Source organism: Paeniglutamicibacter sp. NPDC012692 (assembly GCF_042901625.1).
Classification (GTDB): Bacteria; Actinomycetota; Actinomycetes; order Actinomycetales; family Micrococcaceae; genus Paeniglutamicibacter.
Genome location: NZ_JBIBDE010000005.1, coordinates 1 through 20672 on the forward strand (window position 1 = coordinate 1; position 20672 = coordinate 20672).

General features: G+C 65.0%; 19 protein-coding genes. 14 read left to right on the forward strand and 5 right to left on the reverse strand.

What is annotated here, in order from left to right:
- From ACFY5D_RS16285 to ACFY5D_RS16345, 13 genes are all read left to right on the forward strand, one after another.
- Window positions 1–1317: hypothetical protein (locus ACFY5D_RS16285; RefSeq protein WP_387532101.1), on the forward strand; the 1317-nt coding region annotated here is incomplete at its 5' end.
- A 15-nt stretch (window positions 1318–1332) separates the two neighbouring features.
- Entirely contained in the window at window positions 1333–2325 is a 993-nt protein-coding gene (locus ACFY5D_RS16290; protein ID WP_387532104.1) for an HAD-IIA family hydrolase, read from the forward strand.
- A gap of 14 nt (window positions 2326–2339) precedes the next feature.
- Entirely contained in the window at window positions 2340–2558 is a 219-nt protein-coding gene (locus tag ACFY5D_RS16295) for a hypothetical protein (RefSeq protein WP_387532107.1), read from the forward strand.
- Window positions 2552–3361, forward strand: a complete 810-nt coding sequence (locus tag ACFY5D_RS16300; protein WP_387532110.1) for a TlyA family RNA methyltransferase — start codon at window positions 2552–2554, stop codon at window positions 3359–3361. The genes ACFY5D_RS16295 and ACFY5D_RS16300 overlap by 7 nt, the downstream gene beginning before the upstream one ends.
- Before the next feature lie 56 nt (window positions 3362–3417).
- The gene (locus tag ACFY5D_RS16305) at window positions 3418–4452 is read left to right on the forward strand and encodes an NAD kinase (RefSeq protein ID WP_387532113.1); all 1035 of its coding nucleotides are present in this window, start codon (window positions 3418–3420) and stop codon (window positions 4450–4452) included.
- Window positions 4449–6182: a DNA repair protein RecN gene (gene recN / locus ACFY5D_RS16310; protein WP_387532115.1), complete on the forward strand. Its 1734-nt coding sequence runs from the start codon at window positions 4449–4451 to the stop codon at window positions 6180–6182. The genes ACFY5D_RS16305 and recN overlap by 4 nt, the downstream gene beginning before the upstream one ends.
- A gap of 86 nt (window positions 6183–6268) precedes the next feature.
- A complete protein-coding gene (locus ACFY5D_RS16315) occupies window positions 6269–7957 on the forward strand; it encodes a CTP synthase (RefSeq protein WP_387532118.1) in 1689 nt (562 codons plus the stop codon).
- 4 nt (window positions 7958–7961) lie between these two features.
- Entirely contained in the window at window positions 7962–8627 is a 666-nt protein-coding gene (locus ACFY5D_RS16320) for an NUDIX domain-containing protein (protein WP_387532120.1), read from the forward strand.
- A 12-nt stretch (window positions 8628–8639) separates the two neighbouring features.
- Window positions 8640–9743 carry a site-specific tyrosine recombinase XerD gene (gene xerD, locus ACFY5D_RS16325; RefSeq protein ID WP_387532123.1) on the forward strand — a complete coding sequence of 368 codons (1104 nt, stop codon included), beginning with the start codon at window positions 8640–8642 and terminating at the stop codon, window positions 9741–9743.
- Between the two features lie 12 nt (window positions 9744–9755).
- Window positions 9756–10316: an 8-oxo-dGTP diphosphatase gene (locus ACFY5D_RS16330; protein WP_387532126.1), complete on the forward strand. Its 561-nt coding sequence runs from the start codon at window positions 9756–9758 to the stop codon at window positions 10314–10316.
- A gap of 41 nt (window positions 10317–10357) precedes the next feature.
- Window positions 10358–10864, forward strand: a complete 507-nt coding sequence (locus ACFY5D_RS16335; protein ID WP_387532129.1) for an RNA polymerase sigma factor — start codon at window positions 10358–10360, stop codon at window positions 10862–10864.
- Window positions 10864–12219, forward strand: a complete 1356-nt coding sequence (locus ACFY5D_RS16340; RefSeq protein ID WP_387532132.1) for a hypothetical protein — start codon at window positions 10864–10866, stop codon at window positions 12217–12219. The genes ACFY5D_RS16335 and ACFY5D_RS16340 overlap by 1 nt, the downstream gene beginning before the upstream one ends.
- Window positions 12220–12339: 120 nt before the next feature.
- Window positions 12340–12747 (forward strand): SHOCT domain-containing protein, encoded by a 408-nt coding sequence (locus ACFY5D_RS16345; RefSeq protein WP_387532135.1) that lies wholly within the window; start codon window positions 12340–12342, stop codon window positions 12745–12747.
- 100 nt (window positions 12748–12847) lie between these two features.
- Here ACFY5D_RS16345 and ACFY5D_RS16350 read toward each other — a convergent pair whose 3' ends face one another.
- From ACFY5D_RS16350 to ACFY5D_RS16365, 4 genes are read right to left on the reverse strand one after another with little or no spacing between them, the layout of a single operon-like run.
- A complete protein-coding gene (locus tag ACFY5D_RS16350) occupies window positions 12848–13984 on the reverse strand; it encodes a bifunctional 2-methylcitrate synthase/citrate synthase (RefSeq protein ID WP_387532893.1) in 1137 nt (378 codons plus the stop codon).
- A 17-nt stretch (window positions 13985–14001) separates the two neighbouring features.
- Window positions 14002–14931: a methylisocitrate lyase gene (gene prpB / locus ACFY5D_RS16355; protein WP_387532138.1), complete on the reverse strand. Its 930-nt coding sequence runs from the start codon at window positions 14929–14931 to the stop codon at window positions 14002–14004.
- Window positions 14931–16448: an MmgE/PrpD family protein gene (locus ACFY5D_RS16360; protein ID WP_387532141.1), complete on the reverse strand. Its 1518-nt coding sequence runs from the start codon at window positions 16446–16448 to the stop codon at window positions 14931–14933. The genes prpB and ACFY5D_RS16360 overlap by 1 nt, the downstream gene beginning before the upstream one ends.
- Window positions 16445–17092: a GntR family transcriptional regulator gene (locus ACFY5D_RS16365; RefSeq protein ID WP_387532144.1), complete on the reverse strand. Its 648-nt coding sequence runs from the start codon at window positions 17090–17092 to the stop codon at window positions 16445–16447. Before ACFY5D_RS16365 ends, ACFY5D_RS16360 begins: the two co-directional genes overlap by 4 nt.
- A gap of 160 nt (window positions 17093–17252) precedes the next feature.
- Here ACFY5D_RS16365 and ACFY5D_RS16370 point away from each other — a divergent pair, with 160 nt between their 5' ends.
- The gene (locus ACFY5D_RS16370; protein WP_387532147.1) at window positions 17253–19157 is read left to right on the forward strand and encodes an AMP-binding protein; all 1905 of its coding nucleotides are present in this window, start codon (window positions 17253–17255) and stop codon (window positions 19155–19157) included.
- A gap of 379 nt (window positions 19158–19536) precedes the next feature.
- Here ACFY5D_RS16370 and ACFY5D_RS16375 read toward each other — a convergent pair whose 3' ends face one another.
- A complete protein-coding gene (locus tag ACFY5D_RS16375) occupies window positions 19537–20664 on the reverse strand; it encodes an acyl-protein synthetase (RefSeq protein ID WP_387532150.1) in 1128 nt (375 codons plus the stop codon).
- Window positions 20665–20672: the final 8 nt, after the last annotated feature.

Here is a 20672-nt window from a genome sequence, read left to right on the forward strand (position 1 = left end):
TTCTCCGGTGGCGACCGCCGCGAAGGTGGCTTCAAGCCCCGCGAAGACCGCGGTGGATTCTCCGGTGGCGACCGCCGCGAAGGTGGCTTCAAGCCGCGCGAAGACCGTGGCGGATTCTCCGGTGGCGACCGCCGCGAAGGTGGCTTCAAGCCCCGCGAAGACCGCGGTGGATTCCAGGGTGGCGACCGCCGCGAAGGTGGCTTCAAGCCGCGCGAAGACCGTGGCGGATTCCGTGGCGGCAACGACCGCCGCGAAGGTGGCTTCAAGCCCCGCGAAGACCGTGGCGGATTCAAGCCTCGTACCGATGCCAGCACCGCTGATCTCGAATCGCTGCGCGACGAAGAGAACGCACGCCGCAACCACAACCCGGCCGACCTGCGTAGCTCCAACAGCCCGGACCGTGGCCGTTCGCCGGAAATCGACGCCGATGTAACGGGTAAGGAACTTGACCGCATCACCCGTGCGGAACTGCGCTACCTGGACGACACGAACAACGAGTGGGTCTCCAAGCACCTGGTCATGGCCGGTCGTTTGATCGACATCAACCCGCAGCTTGCCTACGAGCACACCATTGCAGCCAGCCGCCGTGGCGGCCGCGTTGCCGTCGTTCGCGAGGCAGTTGGCCTGGCCGCATACGCGGCCGGCGAATTCGCCGAGGCACTGCGTGAATTCCGCACGCACCGCCGCATCAGCGGCAACAACCTGCACCTTCCGCTGATCGCCGATTCCGAGCGCGGCATCGGCCGTCCGGAGAAGGCCCTCGAAATCGCACACAGCGACGTCATCGAGACCCTCGACGCCAACGGCAAGGTCGAGATGGCAATGGTTGCCTCGGGCGCCCAGAACGATCTCGGCAACCTCGAGGCAGCAGTCGCCGAGCTTGAGATCCCGCAGCTGGAACTCAACCGCGCCTTCAGCTACAGCCCGCGCCTGTTCTCGGCCTACGCCGACGCACTGGAAAACGTGGGACGCACCGAGGAAGCCGCAACCTGGCGCAACCAGGTCGCCGTCGCCGAGGAAGCCCTGGGCACCGGACAGTTCGAAGAGCCGGAAATCATCGACTTCGGTGAAGACGACGAGACCGAAGCACGCCGCCCGCGTGCCCGCGACATCGTTGGTTCCGAAGCCCGCGAGGACGAGGCATCGGAAGAAACCACTTCGGTGTCCGACGAAGATGCGGTCGCCGAAATCGATGCCGAGTCGCTGGAATCGTCGACCGACGAGTCCAACCCGGAGCTCGATGACGAAGACGAAACCATCATCAACGTCAACGGTGCCTCCCCGGTCATCGACCAGGACGAAAACGACGAAAAGTAGGAATTCGATCCACCCATGCTGATCTCAGGTTTCGACGCGCTGCTCTCCGATCTTGACGGCGTCGTCTACGCCGGCAACGGTGCAATACCCAAGGCCATCGAGGCCCTGAACGGATTGAGCGAGCATGCTGTTGCGTTGGCTTATGTCACCAACAATGCCTCGCGCTCTCCGAAGGCCGTTGCCGCGCACCTGAGTGAACTGGGCGCCCCCGCATCCGCCGGCCAAGTATTTGGTTCGGCGGATGCGGGAGCCGAACTCCTCGCACAAAAGCTCCCGCGGGGATCCAAGATCCTCGTGGTCGGCAGTTCCTACCTGCGTGACTGTGTCACCGCATTCGGCATGGAACTGGTCACCAGCCACCTTGAGGGCCCGCATGGCGTCATCCAGGGATTCGACCCTTCGATCGGCTGGAAGGACCTGGCCGAGGCCGCCTTCGCGATCAACCGCGGAGCCGTCTGGGTGGCCACCAACACCGACCAAACCATTCCACGTGCCGAGGGCATCGCCCCCGGGAACGGAATGCTCGTTGCCGCCGTGCAGGCCGCAACCGATGTCAAGCCATTCGTGGCCGGCAAACCCGAACCGCTGCTTTTCCAGCGAGCGGCCGAAAACTTTGAAGCAACACGCCCCCTCGTGGTGGGCGACAGGCTCGACACCGACATCCTGGGCGGAAACAACGCCGGCTACAGCACCGCGCTGGTGCTGACCGGCGTCGACACCACGGCCACGGCGCTGGCTGCGCGGACGGCCGAACGCCCGGACTTCCTGATCCGGGACCTGGGCGAACTCTATGTTCCCTACCCGACGGTCCAGGCCACAGGATTCGGCATCCGCTGCGGCGAGGCCTTCGCCTCGGTCAACGGCGAAACCATCACCATCGACGGGGACGAAAACGATCTCAACGCCTGGCGTGCCGCCTGTGCCGCCTGGTGGCTGGCCCATCCGCATGTCGACGAAGAGACCTCGCCGCTGACCGTCTTTACGCAAACCGTCGGCAGCAGGGCGTAAGCTCGAAACCGATGATGAGCACCAACAACTCTCCAAACCCCGGCGCTTTCGCGCGCCCGGTCCCGGCCGCGCCACAAGCGACGCATGGCGGCGACGATCCGGACACGACCACGGATCTGGACGTCCTGGACTCCCTGGCGGGGCTGCCGGTTGCACAGCACCTAGCCGTCTACGAAGAACTCCACGGCCGGCTTTCGGCAGACCTCGGATCAACCTCACAGGAGCAATGGTGAACAGGCTCGACCAAGAACTAGTCACCCGCGGGCTTGCCCGGTCACGGACCGAGGGCGCGCGCCTGATTGCCGACGGTCGGGTGTTGATCGGGGGAGTGGCACAGACAAAGGCCGCCAAGATCGTTGATGCGGCAACGCCCATCAAGGTCAAGGCAACCGAGGGCGAGGAATTCGTCAGCCGCGCCGGCCACAAGCTCGCCGGCGCGCTTGCCGTGTTCGACCGCGTATCCGTCGCCGGAAAACGCTGCCTCGACGCCGGCGCCTCGACCGGCGGCTTCACCGACGTGCTCCTGCGCCGCGGCGCCGACCACGTCGAGGCCGTGGACGTCGGACATGACCAACTCGTACCCGAACTGCGTGCAGACCCCCGCGTCCACGTCCACGAAGGCATGAACGTCCGCTACCTCGATCCCGAAAACATCGGGGGAACGGTGCAGCTGGTCGTCGCAGACCTGTCGTTCATTTCCCTGACCCTGGTCATGAAGGCCCTGGCCGGAGCCACCGTTCCAGGTGGCGACCTGGTGCTCATGGTCAAGCCGCAATTCGAGATCGGCCGCGAACAGCTTTCCCGAACGGGCGTCGTGAACAGCCCGACCCAGCGGCGCAAGGCCGTAGACGCCGTGCTCGCCTCCGGGTACGAGGCCGGGCTTTCGGTCCACGGCCTCGCCCGAAGCCCCCTGCCAGGCCAGGACGGGAACGTCGAGTTCTTCCTGTGGCTGCAAAAGGACGCCGAGCGCAACGTAACAGCTTCCGCACTATCCCGCGTCGACACCGGCGCCTGGCCGGACGTTGACTATTCTTAGACTTGTTGGCACGGACCTGATGTCCCTGGCCTTCGGTTACCCGAGGAAAGGAACGCATGCGTAGGATCTTAGTCCTCACACATACCGGCCGAAACGATGCGCTATTGGCGGCCGTGGATACCTGTTCACGGCTACGTGAATCCGGCTTGATCCCGGTGATGCGTCGGCTCGAAATGCAGGCAGTACGCAACACCGTCGAGGGGGAGCTCCTCGAGGTGGAGATCCTCGACGAAGACTCCAGCCTTGACTCGATCGACCTCGGAGTGGTCCTCGGTGGCGACGGCAGCGTGCTGCGTGCAGCCGAACTGGTCCGCAACGCGGGAGTCCCCTTGCTGGGCGTCAACCTCGGCCACGTCGGCTTCCTTGCCGAAAGCGAACGCACGGCCCTGCAAGAGACCGTGCAGGCCGTGGCCGATCGCAGTTACACCGTCGAGGAGCGCATGGCCATCGACGTTCAGGTGTGGCTGGACAACCGCCGCATCGCCCATACCTGGGCCCTGAACGAGGCCGCCATCGAAAAGGCGAACCGCGAACGCATGATCGAAGTGGTCATGGAGGTCGACGGACGCCCGCTGAGCACCTTTGGCTGCGACGGGGTCGTCATGGCCACCCCCACGGGCTCCACCGCCTACGCCTTCTCGGCCGGAGGCCCCGTCGTGTGGCCGGAGGTCGAAGCCCTGGTGATGGTCCCGATCAGCGCACACGCGCTCTTCGCCAAGCCGCTGGTCGTCGCACCCACCTCCAGGCTGGCCATCGAGATCCTGACCCGCACCGACGCCCAGGCTGTGCTCTGGTGCGACGGACGGCGCACCATCGACCTGCCGCCGGGGGCCCGCGTGGAGGTCACCCGGTCCGGGACGCCGGTCAAGCTGGCACGACTGAACCAAACGCCGTTCTCGGAACGGCTGGTCAACAAGTTCGAGCTTCCGATCCAGGGCTGGCGCGGACCGGTGGAACCAAAGGACCGGGAAACCGCAACCACGGCCCTGCCGATCATCACCCCGCCGCTCGTGGTTGTTGAACCACGCCATCACGGACCAAAACCGGAAGCGGACACAACCACAGGCAAGGAACACCGGAGGCAGCTGTGATCCAGGAAATCCGAATAAGCGATCTGGGCGTCATTTCCCAGGCAACATTGCCGCTGGGGCCCGGCTACAGCGTCGTCACGGGTGAAACCGGCGCGGGCAAGACCATGGTCATCACCGCACTGGGGCTGCTGCTGGGCCGTCGTGCCGACGCCGGTGCCGTGCGCCACGGTTCCAAGCAGGCGGTTGCGGACGCCACGTTGGTGCTTCCCGCAACGAGCAAGGTGCTGGACCGGGCCGAAGAGGCCGGAGCCATCGTTGAGCGCTTCGACAACGAGGCCGAACTGATCATCACCCGAACGCTGTCCGCGGAGGGGCGCAGCCGCGCCTCGATCGGCGGGCGTGCCGCACCGGTGGGTGTACTGGTGGAACTCGGCGAGGACCTCATCGCCATCCATGGCCAAACCGACCAGATGCGACTCAAGGGTGCCGCCACGCAACGGGCCTCGTTGGACAAGTTCGCAGGTTCGCCGCTGGGCAAGGTCCTGGCCTCCTACCAGGACGTCTTCGACCGCTGGGGCCAGGCCAACAGCGAGCTCGAGACGCTCACCGCGGCCTCGCGCGAACGCATCCGGGAAGCAGAGTCCCTGCAGGTGGCCCTCGAGGAAATCGACGCGGTTGATCCGCAGCCGGCCGAGGACGCCAACCTCAAGAACGAATCCCTCAAGCTCTCCAACGTCGAGGCGCTGCGCAGCTCTGCAAACCTGGCGCACGAGTCGCTGAACAGCGATGCCTACGATGCCGTCAGCGTCATTACGCTCGTGGAAACGGCCAAGCACGCGCTTGACCAGGTGGCGGGCGACGACCCGGAGATGAAGGCGCTGGCCGAACGCCTCAGCGAAATCGGGATCCTCGCCGCCGAGGCGTCAACCGACCTTGCGGCATACCTTTCGGACCTGGATTCCGAGGGGCCGGAGCGCTTGGCCGCCTTGGAGGAACGCCGTGCGGACCTGAACAGGCTCATCCGCAAGTACGCGCCCAGCGTGGACGAGGTCATTGCCTGGGCGGATGCGGCACGCATCCGCCTGGCCGAGATCCAGGGCGACGACGGACGCATCGAGGCCCTGCAGGCGGAGACCGAGGCGCTCAAGGCAGAGGTCGGGGTGCTGGCCGACAAGCTCAGCAAACTGCGTGCCAAGGCCGCCAAGGACCTTTCCGCGCGCGTGACCGCCGAACTTGCCGCACTCGCCATGCCGGATGCCAAGTTTGTCGTGGAGATCGAATCGCTCGGTGAACCGAACCGCTTTGGCCGGGACGCCATCTCCATGCTGCTCCAGCCCCACGCCGGCTCCACGCCCCGCCCCCTGGGCAAGGGCGCCTCGGGCGGCGAGCTCTCACGCGTCATGCTGGCCATCGAGGTCGTGCTGGCCGCTGTCGACCCCGTGCCGACCTTCGTCTTCGACGAAGTCGACGCCGGCGTCGGCGGAAAGGCCGCTGTCGAGATTGGCAAGCGGCTGGCCATGCTTGCCAAGCATGTGCAGGTGATAGTTGTCACCCACCTGCCTCAGGTTGCGGCCTACGCGGACCGGCACATCCGGGTCATCAAATCTTCCAACGCGGCCGCCGCCGACGGCGCGGGATTCACCGCCAGCGACGTCGTTCTGCTTGATGACAATGAGCGGGTGCGCGAGTTGGCGCGGATGTTGGCGGGGCAGGAAGATTCCAGCACCGCCCAGGCCCATGCCGAGGAGCTGCTGAGCGACGCGCAGGAATTGGTTAGCTCGCTCTCCTAAGTACGTTTTTCCGCCCGCCCCAACCGGCGAGCATGTAGAGTCAATCCCAATAAGCCAACAACGAAAAGGTGATAGGGTAGAACCCCGTGGTGCAGCGTAATCTTTCCCCTGATTCCCGGTCGTCTGAAACGACAAAGCATATCTTCGTCACCGGCGGTGTGGCCTCGTCCCTTGGTAAGGGACTGACGGCTTCCAGCCTCGGTCACCTTCTTCGGGCACGTGGCCTTTCTGTCACGATGCAGAAACTAGACCCGTATCTCAATGTTGATCCGGGCACAATGAACCCCTTCCAGCACGGTGAAGTCTTTGTCACCGATGATGGCGCCGAAACCGACCTCGACATCGGTCACTACGAGCGCTTCCTGGACGAAAACCTCACCGGCATGGCCAACGTGACCACCGGTCAGGTCTACTCCGAGGTCATCGAAAAGGAACGCCGCGGCGACTACCTTGGCGATACCGTGCAGGTCATCCCGCACATCACCGATGAGATCAAGCGCCGCATGCGCCTGCCCGCCATCGAGCCGGGCAAGGGCAAGAAGGCCCCCGACGTAATCATCACCGAAATCGGTGGAACCGTCGGCGACATCGAATCCCAGCCGTTCCTCGAATCCGCACGCCAGATCCGTCAGGACATCGGCCGCGGAAACGTCTTCTTCGTGCACGTATCCCTGGTTCCGTACATCGGCCCAAGCCAGGAACTGAAGACCAAGCCGACCCAGCACTCCGTTGCTGCGTTGCGCTCCATCGGCATTCAGCCTGACGCCCTCGTGATCCGTTCGGACCGCGAGATCCCGGCCGAAATGCGCATCAAGCTCGGCAAGACCTGCGACGTTGACCCGGAGGCGGTCATCAACTGCGCCGATGCGCCGAGCATCTACGACATCCCGGTTGTCATCCACTCGCAGGGACTGGACGCATACATCGTTCAGCACCTGGGTATGAAGTTCAAGGATGTGAACTGGTCGAAGTGGAACAAGCTTCTCGACGCCGTTCACAACCCGAAGCACCACGTGGAAATCGCGTTGGTCGGCAAGTACATCGACCTGCCGGACGCCTACCTTTCGGTGACCGAAGCCCTGCGTGCAGGCGGCTTCGCCAACAAGACCAAGGTCCAGATCCGTTGGGTACCTTCCGACGACTGCCAGACCGAAGCGGGAGCCAAGAAGGCACTTGCCGGCGTTGACGCCATCTGCGTTCCCGGCGGCTTCGGCATCCGCGGCCTCGAAGGCAAGCTCGGCGCGCTGAAGTTCGCCCGCGAACACGGCATGCCGACCCTGGGCCTGTGCCTGGGCCTGCAGTCGATGGTCATCGAATACGCTCGCAACGTTGTCGGCCTGGCCGACGCGTCCTCGACCGAATTCGAACCGGACACCAAGCACCCGGTCATCGCGACCATGGAAGAGCAGCTGGCCATCGTTGACGGCAAGGGCGACCTTGGCGGCACCATGCGCCTGGGCCTCTACGACGCCACCCTCACCGAGGGTTCCGTTGTCGCGGAGACCTACGGCACGACCGCAGTGGCCGAGCGCCACCGCCACCGCTACGAGGTCAACAATGCCTACCGTGCGCAGATCGCCGAAGCCGGCTTGGTCTTCTCCGGTACGTCCCCGGACGGCAAGCTCGTGGAATTCGTGGAACTCCCACGCGAAGTACACCCGTACTACGTTTCCACCCAGGCCCACCCGGAACTCTCCAGCCGCCCGACCCGCCCGCACCCGCTCTTCGCCGGGCTGGTAAAGGCTGCTCTGGATCACCAGAACGCTGGCAAGTAACACCATGGCAAAAACAGACGGCGAGGTGCTGAGCGATTCGTTCAGCCCTCGCCGCCTGCTTAACTCCGAGACTGTCTATGACGGACGAATCTGGGATGTTGTGCAGGAAACATTTGAGTATGCGCCCGACATGGCTCCGTTGGTCCGTGACTTCATTGCCCACCCGGGTGCCGTGGCCGTACTGGTCCTCAACGAGGCCAATGAGGTGCTGATGATCAATCAGTATCGGCACCCCGTGCGCATGAAGCTTTGGGAGATCCCCGCGGGTCTCATGGACATCGAGGGCGAGGCTCCGCACCTTGCCGCGGCCCGCGAACTGGCCGAAGAAGCAGACCTCGTGGCCACCGACTGGTCGGTGCTCGTTGATCTGTTCCTTTCCCCGGGTTCCTCCTCCGAGGCCATCCGCATCTTCCTCGCGCGCAATCCCGTGCCCGTTCCTGAAGACGAACGCCACGAACGTACCGATGAAGAATCGGACATGGAAATCCGCTGGGTCCCGCTTGACGATGCAATCGGCGCGGTTCTCGCCGGCAAGATCCACAACCCTTCTGCCGTGGCCGGACTTCTAGCTGCAGGGGCGGCCCGCAATGATGGCTTCGCCTCGTTGCGCCCGGTTGACACGCCGTTTGAAGCCCACCCGCGGCTGCGTTCCGCCGATCCCAAGCTCTAAGGTCGCGATCCAATGACCATCGGTACCGATGACGCGACCCTACGGTTGGAAACGATCTCCCGGACGGTTTCGCTCCCCGTAGCGTCGCCGGACGAAACAATCAGGCTAACTGCCGTCGACGCGACCCAGCGCCTGGAAACAATCCCGGACCCGGTTCCGACACCGGGCCCGGATCCGGCTACTCTGCCCATCGGCAAGCACCTGGCGACCTACCTTCAGCACCTGGCCATTGAGCGCGGTATGGCCAAGAACACCGTGAGCGCCTACCGCCGGGATCTGTTCCGCTATGCGCTCTTTTTGCATGCGCAAGGTCTGACGGGCCCGGGTGAGGTGACATTGCAGCACCTGACGAACTTCGCCCAAGCCGTGCGTGACGGAGCAGACGGCGCCGCGCCCTTGAGCGCACGCTCCGCTGCGCGGACCATCGTTGCCGTGCGTGGTGTCCACAAGTTCTGGGAACTCGAAGGGCTGACCCTCACCAACCCGGCGGTCGACCTGCACCCGCCGACCACCGGGCGGCGGCTGCCCAAGGCGATCAGTGTCGACCAGGTCGCGGCCATCATCGAATCGGTTTCGATCGATACGTCCGCGGGTCTGCGGGACCGTGCGATCCTCGAATTCCTCTATTCCACCGGCGCACGCATTTCCGAGGCCGTCGGGCTCGACGTGGACGACCTGCACTTGGAGCGTCCGGCACAAGGTCCCGCCGTGGTCCGGCTTTTTGGCAAGGGATCCAAGGAACGGATCGTTCCGTTGGGCTCCTACGCACTTGATGCACTTAACGCCTACCTGGTGCGCGGACGGCCCGAACTGGTCGGCAAGGGCAAGGGAACCGCGGCGTTGTTCCTCAACCAGCGCGGAGGCAGGCTTTCACGCCAGTCGGCGTGGACGGTGCTGACCAAGGCCGCGGAACGTGCGGGCATTGAACAGGATGTTTCCCCGCACACCATGCGGCATTCCTTTGCCACCCACCTGCTTGAGGGCGGCGCGGACGTGCGTGTGGTCCAGGAACTCCTCGGCCACGCCTCGGTGACCACCACACAGGTCTACACACTGGTCACTGCCGACACGCTGCGCGAAGTCTACGCCGCGGCACACCCGCGCGCTCATAGTTAGGGCATGCACCACATGGGCACCACGGATCCTTCGAACCCGACCCAGGTCGTGCTCTGCCTTCCCGTCTTGCGGGGGCTCAACGGTACCCAAGTCCTCTTGGGCCTGAAGCGGCACGGATTCGGCGCCGGAAGGGTCGTTGCACCCGGAGGGAAGATCGATCCGGGGGAGACCCCTGCCGAAGCAGCCGTCCGGGAATTGCGCGAAGAAACCTCCGTCATCGCTGAACTGGAAGCACTGGAACCCGCCGCCCGGGTCTATTTCCGCTTCCCCTTTGCACCCTTAGCTGACATGGATTGCACCGTTTTTGTTACCCGGAAATTCTCCGGGATGGCCGAGGCAACCGACGAGCTCGAACCTGCGTGGTACCCAGTGGGGCATTTGCCGTTGGAAAAAATGTGGGACGACTCGGCCCTGTGGCTGGGCCTGCTGCTTGCCGGGGAACGATTCGACGCGCAAGTCGTCTTGGCCGAAGACAACGAATCCGTTGCCCGATTTTCCAAGGTAGATTGGCCCGAGAACAAAATTCCAAGTCAACCTGCAACCAATGCGGATTTTCCGGACATTACACAGTAGAAGGCCGGTAGACCGCAGGCCTTGACCCGGGGGAGGGGCCAGTGGAAGCACGCACCGAATTGGATGTGGAAGAACTGCACAGGTTGTATGCGCAGAACGTCTACAGGTATGCGTATCGCCGGATCCTGGATATTGAAGCTGCCCGGCAAATCACCAACGACGCCTTTCGCCTAGCCTGGCAACGCGCGATTCCCGTGGGGCCCGAGGCGTTGCCGTGGCTCTTGGTGACGGCCAGACATCTCGTCAGCAATGAAATCCGGTCTCTTGGCCGGGAACGAAAACTGGCCCTCAAGGTCACAGACCAGCACGTCACTGCACTGAGAGAGAACGGCTCCCCGTTGGGTGAGCAAGTCCAAGCGGTACTCGAAAACCTTCGAGGGAAAGACCGCGAGGTCCTCATGCTGGCATATTGGGACGGGCTCTCGACCACGGAGCTTGCTGCTGTGCTGGCATGCTCTCTCGAGTCCGCCAAGTCCCGGCTCTTCCGGGCCCGCAAAGCATTTGCCCGCAAGGCACCAACGAGCATGTTGAAGGGTGGCAGCAACTAATGGACAACATCGAAAAGCTCATCTCCGGTGCCGATCCTGCCAAGCAGGAAAATGCCGGGGGGCCCGGACCGCTCCAGCTGCAAGACCCCGTCCCCATCTTCACCCAGAGCCCGTGGCCGATCAAACGCGCCAGCCAGGCCAACGGGTGGCGGATCTTCGCTGCCGGAACGGCGGTCGTAGCCGTCACCGCGGGAATCATCGTATGGTCGCCCTGGAACGCCCCGCCGGTCACCGTCCCCGCGGCGCCCACGACAACATTGCCGGTCGACCCGTCGCCGGATCCCTCGGGAAGTGCATCAATCGACGACTCGTACCGGCCGCAAACCGACTACGGGCTTCCCAACTTCTTGGTCCCAGCGCACCAGAACGTGTTTTTCGAGGACTCGACGGCCTGCAATGCCCTTGATGTTTCCAGGCTCGTCGTGCGGACCTCGGCGGGGATCCTCGGCACGCTGCCCGGAGGGCCGGCGGCCCACCCCGTCATCGGTTGCCGGAAGGGGGTGGCCACCATCATGACTTCCGACATGGCCAGCGACAGGTCCGCCGCACCCGGAACCCTGCCCGAGGGGATCCTGGTGGCACGCTGGAAGGACGATGCCTGGTCCATCGAAGTGCCCGCAACCGTGGGATCCGAGCATGAGATGTTCACCTGGCCGCAGCTGCGAGCCCAGGGAAACCCAGAATCCGCCGCGCGAATCATGGCGGGCCAGCTAAGTGATATGGGAATCAAGCCTGAGGACAGCACCAAACTGATGGGCCCGAATGTCCCTTCGTGGATGGGGAAAACAGCGTCCACCGATTTCATCGAGTACGGGAACAGGCTGGTTTCGTTCACCTACCCGAACTGGGAGTTTAAGGAATCGATGTCCGATGAAAACGGCAACCCCATTGCCGAGGAGAAGGGGACCGAGCTGACGGAAGCCGCAAGATATGACTTGCAAGCGTTCGATTCCCGGGGAAAACAGGTTTTCGGACTGAGCAGTGTGAAAAAGGGATCGATATTCGAGCCCACCGCTTGTTCCGACCCCGAGACCACCTACAGGCTCGACGGCGAATCGCCGAGCGGGGTCATGGCGGATTCGGGACCGCTCAAATTGGCGCTGATCACCAAGACGACGGCCGAAGGGGGCGAGCATTCCTGGGTGGGTTTGTTCCCGGTCTCCTTGCCCGCCACCGGCAAGGCGTGCAACGTGCGAATCGGCGTCGACAGGAAGGATCGCACCCTGATGCTTACCGAATGGGTAGGTCCCATGGGGTTCAAGGACCAGTCCGAACGGAACGCCTACCTGAAGTCGCCGGAGTACGCCGATGCCAAGAAGGTTGCCTCGCTCTTGAACTTCGACCACGTCGGGTAGCCCGGCGCGGCGGATACGACCTGCACGCCGATCCGAACGGGACATGTGGGTCCTTGGCCTCCTGCTGGGGTCAACGGATCTACACTGGTCTTCGGCATGCCGGGCTCGTATCCTCGGGGTATGAACCAACATGCGATTCCCGAGGACCAGGTTGTATTCCGATTGCCGGCAAACCTTGGCAAGAACACGCTCCGGGTGGCACGTGCCGTGGCGCCTGTCGTGGTGATCTTCGGCGGGCTCTCCCTGATGGGTGTCGCGGATGCCCCGCTCTTGAATGCGGCCGGTTTGGTGACGGCGGTTCTGGCCCTGATGCTCTGGGTGACCGGTGCGATCGCACACAAGGGAAATGCGCGGCAACGTCCCGAACGCCGGGCAAGGAAGCACCGGGGTCATGCGGCAGCAGCACAGGTGAACACGGCTTCGCGCTCGTTGGTCCAAGACCTGGCACTGCTGGCGGCCCTTCATGCGCGGGGGCAAATCACCGATGCGGAGTTCGCTTCCATCAAGGCCAAGCTGCTGGCGGGTTGAGAACCCAAAGCCGTTGACCGATTCAGGAACACTCGGAAGCCTACGACAAGAGGTGTGCAGCCACATGGCCGCACACCTCTTGTCGTTGTCTGGCTCCCGGTTAGAAGGAGCGTTGTTCCGGGCCGTTGTATGCCGAGAGCGGGCGGATCAGCGCATTTGAGGCGCGCTGTTCCATGATGTGTGCCGTCCAACCCGTAATGCGCGAGGCAATGAAGATCGGGGTGAACATCTCGGTGTCGAAGCCCATCAGGTGGTACGTCGGGCCGGCCGGGTAGTCGAGGTTCGGCTTGATGGCCTTGGCCTCGTCCATGGCGGCCTCGAGGCCGTCGTAGAGGCCGAGCATTTCGTGGCGGCCGTAGTGCTCGATCATGCGGTCCAGTGCGGCCTTCATGGTCGGCACCCGGGAATCGCCGTGCTTGTAGACGCGGTGCCCGAAGCCCATGACCTTCTTCTTGGCCGCCAGCGCCTCTTCCATCCATGCCTTGGCGCGGGCCGCGGCGTCCTCGCGGGATTCGTCCTTGTCGATCCCGATCTCGTGGAAGGTGTGCATGACGGCCTCGTTGGCCCCGCCGTGCAGCGGGCCCTTGAGGGCGCCGATGGCGCCGGTGACGGCCGAGTGCAGGTCCGAGAGCGTGGAGGTGATCACGCGCGCGGTGAAGGTCGAGGCGTTGAAGGAGTGCTCTGCGTACAGGACCATCGAGACGCGGAACGCGTCGACGACCGCGGGTGCCGCTTCCTCGCCGAAGGTCATCCAGAGGAAGTTCTGCGAGTAGTCCAGGTCCTCGCGCGGTTCGACGACTCCCAGGCCGCGGCGGCGGCGCTGGTCGTAGGCGACCACCGCCGGGAAGGCCGCAAAGAGTTCCTTGGCCTTGACCAGCTCGGCCTCGCGGGAGGAGTCGTTGGCCAGCGCGTGGTTCGCGCCGATGACCGAGACGGCGGTGCGTCCCACGTCCATCGGGTGGCAGTCCAGCGGCAGCAGGTCGATGGCGGCCTTGACGCGGGCGTCCAGGGCGCGTCCGGCGCGCTCGGCGGCGATGAACTCGGTGAGTTCGACCTGGGTCGGCAGCTCGCCGTTCCACAAAAGCAGCGCCACCTCTTCGAAGCTCTTGGAAGCGGCCAGGTCCTGGACCGGGTAGCCGCGGTAGAGCAACGAGTTGGTGTCGGGGTTGACCTTGGACACGGCCGTGTAGTCGACGACGACCCCGGCCAGGCCCTTCTTGATCTCAGTTTCGGTAATCACTTCGCTCCTGATTCCTACAGATTCGCGTTGTTTGAATCGATGTCCAGGTCCGGGACCTGGAAGTTGAAGATGCCGTTGTCGAAGCGGTTGTATGCCTCGTAGTCGACCAGCTCGTACAGGCGTGCGCGGGTCAGCATCGAATCGACCCGGGCTTCCTGGGTGCCGTCTGCCTTGATGGCGTCGAGGGTGCGTTCGGCTTCACCCATCGCACTACGCAATAGTGTCACCGGGTAAATCACCATGGCAACACCCGCGTCCGCCAGCTGCCGGCGGGTGAAGAGCGCGGACTTGCCGAATTCGGTCATGTTGGCCAGCACCGGGACGTCGACCGCGTTGCAGACGGCCTCGAACTCGCCGATGTCCTTCATGGCCTCCGGGAAGATCGCATCCGCGCCGGCGTCGACCAGGGCCTTGGCCCGGTTGATCGCCGCGTCCAGTCCCTCCACGGCGCGCACGTCGGTGCGGGCCATGATCAGGAAGTTCGCATCCCGGCGCGCGTCGGCGGCCGCGGCGATGCGCTTGACCATGGTGTCCAGGTCCACGACGTTCTTGCCGTCCAGGTGCCCGCAGCGCTTCGGGTTGAACTGGTCCTCGATGTGGCAGCCGGCCAGGCCGGCATGCTCGAGTTCCTGGATGGTGCGCGCCACGTTCATCGGCTCGCCGAACCCGGTGTCCGCATCCACCAGCGAGGGCAGGTCGGTCATCCGGGCGATCTGCCCGGCCCGGGTCGCGACCTCGGTGAGCGTGGTCAGCCCGATGTCCGGCAGGCCCAGGTCGTTGGCCAGCACGGCGCCGGAGATGTAGACCCCGTCGAAGCCCTTTTCGCCGATCAGCCGCGCCGAGAGCGGGTTGAAGGCCCCCGGGAACTGGCGGGCGGCACCCGGTGTGAGCATCTCGCGCAGGGCACCGCGCTTTTGCTCCGGGGTGATGGTCGAGTACAGCATTAGAACAGTCCCTTGGGGGCGGCGGCGAGGTCGATGACGCCCGGGGCCGCCACGATGTTCAGCGCATCCAGCTCACCGGCGCCCAGCTTCTCCAGGTTCTCGGCGGCGGCGATGAAGCGGTCGATCTCGTCTTCCTCGACCAGGCCGGCGGCGAGGGTGCGGAACTTGTTGATGTACTGCTCGCGGGCGAACGGGCGGGCGCCGAGCGGGTGCGCGTCGGCCACGGCGATCTGGTCGGTGATGACGGTGCCGTCGTGCAGGGTGATGACCACCGTGCCGCCGAAGGCCTTCTCGCTGATGTCCAGCGAGTGGTAGCGGCGGGTCCACTCGGCGTCTTCCTCGGTGGTGACCTTGTTCCACAGCTCCACGGTGTCCGCACGTCCGGCGCGTTCGGGGGCGTAGGAGTCGACGTGGTGCCAGGAGCCGTCCTGCAGGGCGACGGTGAAGATGTACGGGATCGAGTGGTCCAGGGTCTCGCGCGAGGCGGTCGGGTCGTACTTCTGCGGGTCGTTGGCGCCGGAGCCGATCACGTAGTGGGTGTGGTGGCTGGTCTTGATCAGCACGGAGGCGACGTTCTTGGGGTCCGTGGCCTCGGGGTGTTCGCGGTGCAGCTTGCGGGCCAGGTCGATCCAGGCCTGCGCCTGGTACTCGGCCGAGTGCTCCTTGGTGTAGGTGTCCAGGATCGCGCGCTTGGCCTCCCCTTTCTCCGGGAGCGGCACGGTGTAGGCGGCGTCCTTGCCGTCGAGCATCCAGGCGATGACGCCGTCCTCGCCCTCGTAGATCGGCACCGGGGAGGTCTGGCCGCGCATGGCGCGGTCCGCGGCCTCGACGGCCATCTTGCCGGCGAAGGCCGGTGCGTGGGCCTTCCAGGTGGAGATCTCGCCCTTGCGCGACTGGCGGGTGGCGGTGGTGGTGTGCAGGCCCTGGCCGACGGCCTGGAAGATGGTTTCCACGTCCAGGCCCAGCAGGGTGCCGATGCCGGCCGCGGCCGAGGGGCCCAGGTGCGCCACGTGGTCGATCTTGTGCTTGTGCAGGCAGATCGCCTTGACCAGGTCGACCTGGATCTCGTAGCCGGTGGCGATGCCGCGGATCAGGTCCTTGCCGCTGGCGCCGGTGTGCTGTGCCACGGCCAGGATCGGCGGGATGTTGTCGCCCGGGTGGGAGTACTCGGCCGCCAGGAAGGTGTCGTGGTAGTCGAGTTCGCGCACGGCCACGCCGTTGGCCCAGGCCGCCCACTCGGGAGAGACCTTCTGGGGAATCCCGAAGACCGAGGCCCCGGCCCCGCCGGTGGACGGCGCGTGGGTCAGCGCCTGCGCGCGGGCGGCGATGATCGGGCCGCGGTTCAGCGAGGCAACGGCCACCGAGGCGTTGTCGATGATGCGGTTGATGATCATCTCGGTGACCTCGGCGGTGACCTCCACCGGATCGGCGGCGACCGTCGCGATCTTGTGGGCCAGCTGGTCCTCGCGGGCAAGGTTTTCTTCACTCTTGTACACGCGTACGGGGTGGTTGATCATTCGGTGTCCTCTCGGGGTCCGGCATGGGTTTTGATGTGTTCAAGGCTGTGGTGCAGGTGCAGCTGCGTTGCGGCCGCGGCCACCTCGGGGTTCCGTGCCGCGATGGCCTCGGCGATCGCCGCATGCTCCAGGGCCGACATCGCCAGGCGTTCGGGGTCGTCCTGGGCCAGCCGGCGCACGCGGGCCAGGTGCACGCGCAGCGAACGGAGCGACTGCTCGATGTAGGGGTTGTTGACCGCCTCGTCGATGCTTCGGTCCAGCTCGCCGGCCAGCTGGTAGTAGGCCTCGCGGGAGCCGGAGTCGTTCGAACGTCCGGCCTCGATGAACCGCTCACGCAGCGACCGGAAGGCCTGGGGGTCTGCGCGGCGTGCGGCGATGCGTGCCGATTCGACCTCCAGGGCCCGGCGCAGCGCAAACAGGTCATCGACGTGTTCGTGCGAGACATCGGAGACCACCACGCCGCGGCCGCGCTGCTGCACGGCCAGCCCGTCGGCGGTGAGCCGGGCCAGGGCCTCGCGCAGCGGTGTGCGGGAGACTCCCAGCCGTTCGGCCTGTTCGACCTCGCCGAGGACGGCGCCGGGACGCAACCGCCATTCGACGATGTCCGTTCGCAGTGCCTCGTAGGCCTTGTCGCTTGCCCTCATGGAATCAGTGTATACAAAAATCGCACATTGTCACGCTATTCAGCAAATTTGATGCCGTTTTTACGTGAAATGTATACACACCTGTTGAAATCCCGTGGTGCGGGTCATATGCTCGACGCAGCAAGACTTCATTGCACGAATGCAGAACGAAGGGGTTCCCATGTCAGCGACGTACGCCGAAACCTATGCCGCATCCGGCCGCGATCCGGAGCGCTTTTGGCTCGACGCGGCCGCAACCCTGGCCTGGGACAAGGCACCCACGCGCGCCATCGACGACTCCCGGGCGCCGATCTACGCCTGGTACCCCGACGGCATGCTCAACGTGTCCTTCAACGCACTGGACCGCCACGTACTCGCCGGGCACGGGGAGACCACCGCCCTGGTCTACGATTCCGCGGTCCTGGGCATCCAGCGGCGCTTCAGCTACTCCGAACTTCTCGAACAGGTCGCGACGTTCGCCGGCGTGCTGCGTTCGCAGGGGGTGGAACCGGGGGACCGCGTGCTCATCTACCTGCCCATGATCCCGCAGGCGCACATCGCCATGCTCGCCTGCGCCCGGATCGGCGCGGTGCACTCGGTGGTCTTCGGCGGCTTCGCCCCCAAGGAACTGGCCGCGCGCATCGACGACGCCACTCCCAAGGCGATCGTGACGGCGACCGGCGGCATCGAGCCGGCCCGCCGCGTGGAATACCTGCCCGCCATAGCCGAGGCCATGGAACAGTCCTCCCACCACGTGCCCACGGTGATCGTGGCCCACCGCGACGGCTTTGCCCACGACCGCTCGGAGTATTCCGGCGGCGACACCGTCTGGCACGACTGGGACGAGCTCGCCTCCGCCGCGCAACCCGCCGGTGCGGTGCCCGTCGCCTCGACGCACCCGCTCTACATCCTCTACACCTCCGGCACCACGGGGGCGCCCAAGGGGGTTGTCCGCGACAGTGGCGGCTACGCGGTGGCCATGGACTGGTCGATGCGCAACATCTACGGCGTCGGGCCCGGGGACACCATGCTCACGGCCTCGGACGTGGGTTGGGTGGTCGGGCATTCCTACATCGTCTACGGGCCGCTGATCGCCGGCGCCACCACCGTCCTCTACGAGGGCAAGCCGGTGGGGACCCCCGACGCCGGTGCGTTTTGGCGGCTCATCGACGACCACCAGGTCGACGTGCTCTTCACCGCACCCACGGCCCTGCGCGCCATCCGCAAGGCAGACCCCGACGCCGACCTGCTGGGTGCGCACGACACCGGAAGCCTCAAGGCCCTCTTTGTCGCCGGCGAACGCCTCGACCCCGACACCTACCAGTGGGCGTGCGACAAGCTCGGCGTCCCGGTGCTGGATAACTGGTGGCAGACCGAAACCGGGTGGCCGATCGCCGCCAACCCGATGGGCCTGGAACTGCTGGAACGCAAGGCGGGGTCTCCCACGGTCCCGGTGCCCGGCTACCGGGTGGAAATCCTCGACGGCTTCGGCGAGGCGCTCCCCGCAGGGACGGAAGGCAACATCGCCATCCAGCTGCCGCTGCCTCCGGGAACCCTTGCCACGCTCTGGGGCAACGACCAGCGCTTCATCGACACCTACCTCCAGGCGTTCCCCGGCTACTACACCACCGGGGACTCCGGTTACCTGGACGAGGACGGCTACCTCTTTGTCATGGGCCGCACCGACGACGTCATCAACGTCTCCGGGCACCGGCTGTCCACCGGCGCCATGGAACAGGTCCTCGGGGCGCACCCCGCGGTGGCCGAATGCGCCGTCATCGGCGTGGCCGACGACCTCAAGGGCCAGCGGCCGTGCGGCTACGTGGTGCTCAAGAGCGGCGCCGACATCGGCGAGGAACAACTCGGTGCCGAACTTGTGGCCATGGTCCGCCGGGAGATCGGCCCGGTGGCGGACTTCCGGGAGGTGCGCATCGTCGAGGCGCTGCCCAAGACCCGCTCCGGCAAGATCCTGCGCAAGACCATGCGGCAGATCGCCGACGGCAAGGCCTACTCGGTTCCCTCGACCATCGAGGACCCGAGCGTCATCGATGACCTACTACCGCTCCTGAGGCTCAACCTGCAGTAAGTGAAGCGGTTGGTTGCCAAAATCAGATTCTCAGCGAGCGGGTATCCTACGGGGTAGCGCAAATCCATGCGCTCACCGTGGGTCCGTCCCCAGTCTTTGAGTCCCGTCGACCAGCGACACTTCCAGAAGAACCGTACCGAGGTGATTTTGCCGCGCCGTTTTTCTGGGCAGGACGTCACATCGCCTTGCAAGGGCGGCAGGTCCCGAGGTACTCGATTCGATACGCTCTCGAAATCCTTCGTTTCCGAGAACCATCGTCAGGCCGCAGCCCCAGCGGAATAGCCGACTTGGGACAGTCCGTGCAGACGGTTTAGAGGAAAATGACGGCCCGTTCCACTGTCACCGCGCCATGCAACGTGGAGGCGACACCACGTAACCGCTAGCGTGAATTTCCCGACCGATCCTCCTCCGACCCCAGATAGCGCTCGATGCTGACGGGGCAGTGGCCCAGCCCGCCGCCCTGCCCCCGACCGCGGAAGTTGACGACCTGGCCGGTTCTCCCGCAGCCGCAGGTACCGGTCTCGACGTCGCCCAAATCGTCGGTGAGAAGGAAACCGGGGTAGCTGGTGTTGAGGGCGTCCAGTACCGCGATGGTGCCGGTGCCCCCCGGAGCGAGCTCCTTGCCGATCTGGGCAGGGTCCCGGATGGAGATGTAGCACCACGGCGGGACGTGCTTGCGATGCAGCTGGCATTCGACAGCGAGCATGTTCGACTCGATCATCCCGTACATGTCGCGCACGTTCCCCGGGCGCACGGCGAGCCGGTCGTGGCACCGCTCCCGTAAGTCTTCGGCAGGGATTGCCTCGGCCGTGTGCCGCTTCCAACCGCCGAGAGTGATGATCATGCTGTACGGGTCCAACCGCATATTGAAATTCTCCTGCTCGAGGAACCGGAGGAGCCGGCTGATGAGGAACGGCGGACAGACAATGTGCCGGGTCATATGGCCCTTCCACCGGCCGAGTTGCTCCAGAGCCTCCTTGGCATCGAACGCCTGGTCGGCAACGAGATATGCATGGTCGTCGAAGACGCTGTTCAGGATGTTGAAATCCTTGAGCAGACCCATCTCCGAGGATTCGGGGTCCGACGGGTTCAAGAAAAGGCCCGCGCCCCCGGACAGACTGAAGAACTCCCGGTAGGTCCCGATCAGGCCAACCAGCGCCCGGGTCACTGTCTCGCTGTTGCGGAGGGCGACGGACGGGGCACCGCGGGTTCCGCTGGAGCTGGTCTCGGTCTCAACGTCGGCCAGGGAGCAGGTGAGCAGCACCTGCGCGTCGGGACGCTTAAACATGCCGATCGGCAACAGGGGCAGGTCTTGCAGGTCGTTGATGTCTTTGATCGCGGCGGGATCGACTCCCAACGCGTCACACTGGGCACGGTAGAAGCCGTTTCCGGCCTGGTGGTAGATGGCGGCGTCCCGCAGGACGACGGTGAGCGATCGTGCCCAGTCCTCAGGGGACTGGACGTGAGCCTCGGACACATTCCCCAGCATCTGCGATAACGAGAGCATTGTGTCCC